Annotated in this window: 9 protein-coding genes; 7 read left to right on the top strand and 2 right to left on the bottom strand. The window is 41.1% G+C overall.

Translation table 11 applies throughout. The annotated features are described in order from the left end of the window. The first annotated feature begins 192 nt into the window (after nucleotides 1-192). The 6 genes from Q0081_RS03840 to Q0081_RS03815 all read left to right on the top strand — a co-directional run bounded on the left by Q0081_RS03840 (nucleotide 193) and on the right by Q0081_RS03815 (nucleotide 4,334). Nucleotides 193-996 carry a DNA adenine methylase gene (locus Q0081_RS03840; protein WP_298349536.1) on the top strand — a complete coding sequence of 268 codons (804 nt, stop codon included), beginning with the start codon at nucleotides 193-195 and terminating at the stop codon, nucleotides 994-996. A 60-nt stretch (nucleotides 997-1,056) separates the two neighbouring features. Beyond that, nucleotides 1,057-1,302, top strand: a complete 246-nt coding sequence (locus Q0081_RS03835) for a hypothetical protein (protein WP_298349533.1) — start codon at nucleotides 1,057-1,059, stop codon at nucleotides 1,300-1,302. Continuing rightward, nucleotides 1,289-1,555, top strand: coding sequence for a hypothetical protein (locus tag Q0081_RS03830; protein WP_298349531.1), 267 nt, complete (start codon nucleotides 1,289-1,291; stop codon nucleotides 1,553-1,555). The genes Q0081_RS03835 and Q0081_RS03830 overlap by 14 nt, the downstream gene beginning before the upstream one ends. An 84-nt stretch (nucleotides 1,556-1,639) precedes the next feature. Then, on the top strand, nucleotides 1,640-2,332 hold the full coding sequence (locus tag Q0081_RS03825) for a hypothetical protein (protein WP_298349527.1): 693 nt from the start codon (nucleotides 1,640-1,642) through the stop codon (nucleotides 2,330-2,332). Nucleotides 2,333-2,447: 115 nt separating this feature from the next. After that, nucleotides 2,448-2,693 (top strand): aspartate/glutamate racemase family protein, encoded by a 246-nt coding sequence (locus Q0081_RS03820; protein ID WP_298349525.1) that lies wholly within the window; start codon nucleotides 2,448-2,450, stop codon nucleotides 2,691-2,693. A gap of 9 nt (nucleotides 2,694-2,702) precedes the next feature. Next, nucleotides 2,703-4,334 carry a sulfatase gene (locus Q0081_RS03815; protein ID WP_298349522.1) on the top strand — a complete coding sequence of 544 codons (1,632 nt, stop codon included), beginning with the start codon at nucleotides 2,703-2,705 and terminating at the stop codon, nucleotides 4,332-4,334. A 10-nt stretch (nucleotides 4,335-4,344) separates the two neighbouring features. Here the strand turns inward: Q0081_RS03815 and Q0081_RS03810 are convergent, their stop codons facing one another. Next, nucleotides 4,345-7,128: a 3-coathanger stack domain-containing protein gene (locus tag Q0081_RS03810; protein ID WP_298349520.1), complete on the bottom strand. Its 2,784-nt coding sequence runs from the start codon at nucleotides 7,126-7,128 to the stop codon at nucleotides 4,345-4,347. Between the two features lie 244 nt (nucleotides 7,129-7,372). Between Q0081_RS03810 and Q0081_RS03805 the strand changes: the two genes are divergently transcribed. After that, a complete protein-coding gene (locus tag Q0081_RS03805; RefSeq protein WP_298349516.1) occupies nucleotides 7,373-8,467 on the top strand; it encodes a hypothetical protein in 1,095 nt (364 codons plus the stop codon). Here Q0081_RS03805 and Q0081_RS03800 read toward each other — a convergent pair. Continuing rightward, the coding region (locus Q0081_RS03800) for a hypothetical protein (protein ID WP_298349513.1) at nucleotides 8,445-8,638 on the bottom strand (194 nt) is incomplete at its 5' end. The genes Q0081_RS03805 and Q0081_RS03800 overlap by 23 nt on opposite strands.

The raw sequence follows: 8,638 nt of genomic DNA, 5'->3' as shown, positions 1-8,638 counted from the left end.
TCAGGCACTTCGTCAAATATTTTTTTCCATTCCATCCTCAAAAATACAACCAACAACAATTATATGGCTATTTTTGACCTATGCCCTAAATTAAGATTATTAGGTGCGTTCAACCTGTAAAAGTACAAGTATTGGACTGACTTCATAGAAAGTTTGCTAAATTTGTTGGGCAACCAAAGATACATAATATAAATGCTATTTAAAGAAGATAAAAATTTCGGTTTCCAATTCCCTGAACCTCAATATTTGGGAGCAAAACATACTCATTTGGCATGGATAAAAAAATTCATACCTCGCAATGTAACAACTGCACTTGACGCTTTTTCAGGTTCTCAATCTGTTGCATTTTTGTTCAAACAAATGTGGTTTACAACTTTTTCAAATGACTTTTTGAATTTTAATAATCAAATTGGATTAGCATTAATTGAGAACAAAGAAGTTAAACTCACTAAGGAAGATATAAAATTACTTTATCAACCTGCCGCAAATAAAACGGATTTTGAACTAATGGAGAATACATTCACTAATGTATTCTTTGAGAAAAAAGAAGCCGAATTTTTGGATAATTTCAGAGCGAATATTCCATTACTTGACAATACTTTTAAACAAGCTCTTGCTTATACCATCATCAATCGCAGTATGACAAGAAAAATCACAATGGGGCATTTTGGTCATACACAAGCATTAGTATATGCAAGTGACCCAGAGAGAATAAAACGTAACAGAAGTTTGATAAGACCGATCAAAGAAATATTTGAAGAAATATTGCCTAAATACAACAACGCAGTTTTTGATAACGAAAAAGAAAACCGCAGTTTCAACAAAAACATTTTAGATCTTTTGCCCACAATAGACAATATTGACTTAGCATATTTTGACCCCCCTTATTGCGACAGTCATGCAGACTATCAGGGCTTTTATCATTTGCTTGAAACCTATACCGAATATTGGAAAGATAAAGAATTTATAAATGGCATAAAACGGTATGAACCGTAAAGATTTAGTGGTTTTGACAAAAAAAGAGATGTGCTTACATCTTTTGAAAAACTTTTTGAATTGTCAGAAGAAATCCCAAATTGGCTAATAAGTTACAACAATCGTAGCTATCCGGGTATTGAAAAATTTGAAAAAATAATTTCTAAATATAGGCAAGTAACTGTAGAAGCAAAAACGTGTAGCAACGGCAGAGGTGGAAAAGGAAGTGTAGCAGGAAGCAAAGAAATTTTATTCATTTGTAAACCAAAAAAGAAACATTTTATTTCTTTAAACCAACAACAACAATTAGTAAATGCAGGACTTTAATTATTGGAAAAAACTACACGAAAGTGAGACACTTGAAGAATTTAGTAACAATACTATTGGACTTTTGTGGCTCAAAACAAAATCAATAATTCGTAAGGGACTTATTGTAGACTTTGTAGCCAACAATGCTATTGTTCTTACAGAAACTGTATTAGAAAAAAAGTTCGTTGAATTATTTGGTTTACTTTGTAAAGACCCTACAAATTCCCATAGACTTTTAGACGAATATATTAGAGCAGAAAACGAAAAATAAGTTGGAAAACTTAACACTGAGCAATTAATTTCTGAGCTTTATAAACTTCAGATTTTTAAGTGGGGTGGAGATTATCGCAACTCTTTGGACAAACATTTAGTGTCTCGATATGTAAAGATTGAAAGTCCTTCATTTGAGACACTTATATCAAAATTTGACACCGAAATTAATGAGGCAGTACGTGGATATGTATTAAATACTTGGTACGACCATTGGAGTAGTGTTTTAATTGAGCACATCTTCAAATCTCATGCGGATGTATTGCCAAGTGTTGGTAAAGTCAAAGGAGTTGATTTCTTTATCAATGATATTCCTTTTGATTTAAAGGTAACATACTTGCCAGCCGAATATATAAAAGACAAGCGAAAAGAAAAAGGTTTTCCAGTAGAATTAACTTACTTAAAAAAGAAAGCAGAAGAAGCGAAAATAGCTTTTGATAAAAAAGCGAAACCATCCGACATCTTTTATGAAATTGTTGAGAAGATGAAAGATAGAAATGATAAATTTTGCACTTCTGTATTGACAACTTTGAAAGATGAAAAGCTTGAAATTCTTAAAGAAGTCCAAGACAATCCAAAAATGCTTGCTACATGGCTTTATGAAAACCAAGGTGAAATGCGTTTTGGTTCGGAAAACCGTTTGTTCCTCGTACTTGTAGACACAGATGACTTCAACAGTTCATGGAAACTAAAAAGAAATCTTGACCTTTTGAAACCGACTATACTTTCCTACTTAGATGATTTCACAAAGCAAGAAAATTGCAGACCTGAAAGTTGAGTTTAATTTTAAAGGCAAGCCACAAACTTTTACGGCTTTGGCAGACATCATTTTTGTTGTAAAATAAATTGCCGTATAGGAACGTAAGATAAAAGCCTTATACCAACCAACTCAAATGAAAAAAATAGGACTTGTGGGAGGGATGAGTTGGGTGTCCACCATGGACTATTACAAATTTATCAATGAAGGAATCAATGAGAAATTGGGGGGATTGCACTTTGGAGAGTGTATCATTTATTCATTGAATTTTAGTGATATACAGGAAAAGGGTTGGGTCAATTCTTATGAGCTTTTACTCCATGCCTGCGAAAGCCTAAAACGAAGCGGAGCCGATGCTCTTGTCCTGCCCATCTTTTTATAGAAAAATAGCATGAAATACCACCAAAATTCCGTCCTTATTCTCCTACTTACGGTGATTTGTCTCTCAACCGCTTTTGTTTTTCATCAGGCTCCCGCCGAATCTCAACCCAACATTCTCTGGATTACGTGCGAAGATCTATCGCCGCATTTGGGAAGTTACGGCGATAAAGTAACCAAAACACCTCATCTGGACCAATTGGCCAAAGAAGGGGTTCGCTACACCCACGTTTTCTCCACTGCCGGCGTATGTGCACCAAGCCGTTCATCAATTATCACGGGCATGTACCAGACCTCCATCGGTACGCAACACATGCGCACACTGCAAACACCGACTTCTAAGCAATACACCCTCGTTCCTTCTTATTCGGCTTTGATTCCTGAGCAGGTTCGGTGCTTTCCGGAGTATTTGAGAAAGGTCGGGTACTATTGCACCAACAACGAAAAGCAGGATTATCAGTTTGTAGCTCCCGTCACAGTTTGGGATGAAAATAGTACGAAGGCCGATTGGCGAGGTCGTAAAGACAAAAATCAACCGTTTTTCTCGGTCATTAACCTAGTGACTACGCACGAATCGCAGGTGTTTATGCGAGACAAAGAACCGCTTCAAGTCAAGCCAGAAGACGTGGAAGTACCGTCCTATTATCCCGACAACGCCATTATCAGAAAAGACATCGCGCGGTTTTTGACGAATGTGCAAATCATGGACAAACAAGTCGGAGAAATCATCCAAAAACTCAAAGACGACGGACTATATGACAATACGATTATTTTCTTTTACAGCGACCACGGTGATGGATTGCCGTTTGTGAAAAGAGAACTGTACGACCGTGGGTTAAAAGTGCCGATGATAATTCGTTTTCCCAAAGGTGAAAAAGGCGGAACGGTGGATAATCGACTCATTAGCTTTGTTGATTTAGCGCCTACCATTTTGTCATTAGCCAATATTCCGATTCCAAGCTACCTGCAAGGGCAGGCTTTTTTGGGAAATCAGAAAGCAAAAACGCCAAGAAAATACATTTACGCGGCCCGAGACCGAATGGATACTGAAGTCGACAGAGTCAGAGCCGTAAGCGACGGGCGATTCAAGTACCTGAAAAACTACATGCCCGAAAAACCGTATTATCAGGACATTACATATCGTTTGGGACAAAACTCCATGAAAGAAATCCTTCGGCTGAAAGAGGAAGGCAAACTGAATGAACAACAGATGTATTGGTTCAGGAACAGGAAACCCGACGAAGAGCTTTTTGACACCAAAACCGATCCCAACGAATATAAAAATCTGGCAAACGACCCTGCCTATAAAGGCAAGCTGACGGAACTTCGGACTAAGCACCAAGAATGGATTAAAAAATACGGAGACATGGGGGCTATTCCGGAAAAAGAAATGCTGGCGAAATGGTGGAATGGCAAAGACAAAGCCCCCCAAACACAGCAGCCAACCATTACAATGAACGGTACGACCGCAGCCCTTCTTTGCCCCACCAAAGGAGCTTCCCTTGGCTACAAAAAACACGGGAACGACAAATCGTGGAATGTGTATTCCAAGCCGTTTTCAATCTCAAAAGGAGATTCAATCTATGCCGTGGCTCATCGGATTGGCTACCAACCCAGTGAGATTGTCAAAATGAAAGTCAATTAGCAAGGTTTATCTAAAGTTTCTCCAACTTTAAATCATCAAAATAAGCGGTTCCTTCCGAATCTCCGGCGGTAAAACCCAAACGGCAACTAATTCTTACATAACCATCACCGGAGTTGAAAGGTAGCAGAACCTGTGTCCAGTCATTGGTGCCTTTTATGTCTTTACTTCTCGTTGGAAAATCTGGGTTGTTCATGTTTGTTGTGACACTCAAACAGCCGCCTACTCCCCCCGCGTTGGCATTGGTGGTAACGTTTTCGGTTTTTATCCAGCCCTTCAATACATAATTGGTATAAGCAGGAAGATAAAGAATCCGATACGCCTGCACATCATTACTTTGTACCAGACCCGATGCCGGACCCGAATAAATTCGGATACAATTGGAGCCGTTACGCCCCTGCCCCGGTAGCCATGAAAATACGGCCTGATTTGGCTTCCAACCGTCTTTTAGCCAATATGAAAAAGAATTACCGCTTACAAAGTCAACTAAGGTCTCAAAATTGCTGTTTGGAAAGGGGTCAAAGTAGGTTTGCAAATTGGCAGTTACATTGGCAGTAGCACAGAAAGACGGATTGTTTTTATTACAAACCGAATACACAAAACTATCAGTACCCGTATTTTCATTCGATATATAACTGATGGTTCCGTCAGAATTGACCGTTGCGATTCCTTTGGTTGGGTTGACAGTAATCACGGGTAAATTAATCTGTGTAAAATCCGTGATAGCCGAACCATCCGGGTTAAAGTCATTGGACAGGACATTCATTTTCTTAGCATTCCCTGCTCCGACATACAAATTATCCGCTTGGGCCATCGGCGTTCCGCATCCCTGGATCAAGGCAGTGAATACACTTCCTTTCGTCGCTTGAAAGCCGGGGAGCAAGCTAACACTATTAGCTGCCCTATTTATCACCGTATTGCCGACGGGTATAGTTTGCGTTGAAACAATGGTTTGAGCACCCTGCTGCACTCCCGATGAAGCAGTAGCTGAAAGCACAGCAGTATCATTCACTATATTAACTGTAAACGGTTGACTTGACTGCGGGCTACAGCCGTAAGTACAGGTTACGGTATAATTTGTCGTAGAAGTTGGACTGACTGTGATAGAAGACGTGGTTTCGCCGTTTGACCACAAAATGGTTCCGTAACAGCCATACGCCGAAAGTTTCGTAACAGAACCCGGACAAATGGTGTTGGCTCCATAGATACTTGGAGGATCAATACCGCAATTTTTTCCATAATTCCCACTGATGGGGCTTGAAATGGCAAAAGCTCCCTGGGGGTCAGTGACGCGAATACGCGCCAAATAAGGTCCTGTTTGAGGAATATTATAGAAATACGTCGAAAAAACGGGTGGAGTATCAAAAATACCGTCATTATTAAAATCATATTCGGTCGTAAATGAACCTCCATTGGGGTCGGATGTTGCAGAGGCATCAAACAGCGTGGCATTACCCGGGTAGGGGGCAGTGGGATAAAATATCTTAAAAAATGGCTTAGGGGCTTGGTTACCAGCCGTAACGGATAAAGTAAAACCGGAAGAAACCGTTCGATTTCCCTGCCTGTCACCTATAGCGATACTGAAAGAATTAGTTGTTCCGGCTTGATAATAAGGCGTTTTAAAAGTAGCATCTACATTCAATCCGTTTAATGCCAGTTCGTCAATGAGCTGCCCATTATGGTCGTATAAATGCGCATAAGAAATACTGTCGGAGCAGAAAGCGGTAAATCTTATATTTAATAATCCGGCAACCGGACTTACTGTACCGTTGGTTAAGACGGTCAGATTGTGGCCATAATAGCTTGGTTTTCTATAACGATTGAAATAATAACTTTCATTTAATAGTAATGCTGAACCATATTCCAATCGTGTATAGTCTTCGGGATAGAGAGCAGGAAAAAAACTACCCCTTATGCCCCTTAGTCCATTACCCATCAATCCGCCAAAAAAGTTATTGTCGTGACGAAAATCGTGATTTATACCAAAGGCATGACCCATTTCATGACACAACGCCCCCAAATAAGAAGAGGCTACCGAACTGAATGTGCTCTTTTCAAACCAAGCAAAGGACACATTTTGAACCAAGGGATAAGGCCCTAATTCAGGAATAATTTGGCCTGCATAATTGGTATTATCCAACAGACGTTGAGGATTGAATAATTGAATAACATTACTTCCCAACTCAGCAGTCCCTGAGCGGTTCCCATTTGCGCCGCCACCCCCCATAGCCAGCCCGCCGATACAACTTCCGTCCGGAAGTTGTACCTGTGTCTCGGGGATAAGTACCCACACTTCCCCTTCTAAATCAATAGTAAGACCTGCATTTTTGGCGGCAAGCCTTGTTCTGTCAAATAATTCCCCTCCATTATTTCCTCTCAGATAACTGTCTGTTTCGGGAACATTTACTAAATGAATTTTTGGCCTTTGTGAACCCTCTTCCGTTTCAAAAATAAACGTTTTCGGTCCAAAACCATTTTGCGCCATATTATCACGAAACCACATTTGCGCCATTTCTATGGCAAATTGCAGGTTCTCCTTGTAATGAGCTTGGGGTGTGCGATTGGAAGGAACCACATAGCCTATTTTGACTTTGGCAGGCGGCCAGGGAGGAATACCGCTACCGGCGGTTCTTCCGGCAACCGGTACATTTTCGGTAACAGTGATGGCAGGCGAAACACGCTGATCACTTACCGAGCCATTTAACAGTGGGAGTTGGGCCACTAACAAACCACGGCTACTCAGGAAAAGTAGAGTTATAACCCAAACGTACGTTTTAAGAATCGAGTGCTTTTTCATGGATGGCAGTTGTTGAACTGTTTCAAAACGGTGCACATATAAAGCGAAAACTTCCCGCCTTTTTTGGAGATACTGTAAAAAACGCTGAAAGTAACCGTTAAAGTTATGACGCACATCATCTTTTTGAGTGACTTGACCCTAACTTTGCCGTTGTGCAACGTTTTTGCGAAGTTTTAATCCCCAATAGTATGAAGACCGAGCCCCCAACTTTAAGGTCTATACGACATTAAAAACACCCAACACTATGACTGCCTTTTTTCGTTTGACAATGGTAATTTTGAGTATTCTCTCCATTCAGGCAGTAGCCAATCCGCCGAAGCGAACCACAAAAGTGTCTATCAAAGGCGAGCACTTCTACATAAACGGGCAACCTACGTTTAAAGGCCGTAGCTGGAAGGGACATAACATTGAAGGCCTGCTGCCCAATTCTCGCATGGTACAGGGAATTTTTGATGACCGAAACCCGGAAACGCGCGCCCAATGGGCGTATTCTGACACCAAACAATGGGACGCCGACCGAAATACCAACGAGTTTTTGACTGCGATGCCCGTTTGGAAACAGCATGGTTTACTGGCCATTACCCTCAATTTACAGGGAGGAAGTCCGCAGGGCTATTCCAAAGACCAACCTTGGTACAATTCGGCTTTCAACGAAGATGGCTCATGGGAACCTCATTATTTTACTCAGTTGCAACGCATTCTGGACAAAGCCGACGAATTGGGAATGGTCGTGATTTTAGGGTATTTTTATTTTGGCCAAGACGAACGAATCAAAGACGAAGCCGCCGTTATTCGGGCGGTGGACAATGCAACGGATTGGATTTTGGAACAAGGTTATCAAAACGTCTTAGTGGAGGTCAACAACGAATGCAACGTTCGCTACGACCACGCCATTCTGCAACCCGACCGCGTCCATGAACTCATTCAACGGGTGAAGAACAAAAAAGTGAAAGGACGGCGATTGTTGGTTAGTACCAGTTACGGCGGCGGGGCTATTCCTCAACCCAGTGTGGTGCAGGAGTCTGATTTTCTGCTTCTTCACGGCAACGGCGTCAAAGACCCCGCGAAAATTACGGAGATGGTTCAAAAAACGCGGGCAGTGGCCGGCTATCGACCCATGCCCCTTGTGTTCAACGAAGATGACCACTTTGACTTCGACCAGCCCATGAACAATTTTGTCGCTGCTACTCAGGCGTATGCTTCGTGGGGCTTTTTCGATTATCGTATGAAGGACGAAGGCTTCGACGACGGCTACCAATCCGTTCCCGTCAATTGGGGAATAAGTTCTACTCGCAAACGGGCTTTTTTTGAAAAAGTTAAAGAAATAACCGGCTTGTAATTAAATCCAGTTGTACTACAATTTCAGTAAATGTACATTTTATTGAACCATATTGGGTGTACGAATAAATGCAGAGCAATACTAAATTAGCCACAAAAAACGATGGACAAACAAAAAGCGACAGAAATTCTACTTTCCAAGTTAGATGAATGGGAAAAAATGCCCAAGCCT

This window comes from Runella sp., from assembly GCF_027484545.1.
Classification (GTDB): domain Bacteria; phylum Bacteroidota; class Bacteroidia; order Cytophagales; family Spirosomataceae; genus Runella.
Note: the sequence above shows the minus strand (reverse complement) of the source record. Positions and strands in the feature narration are given on the sequence as shown.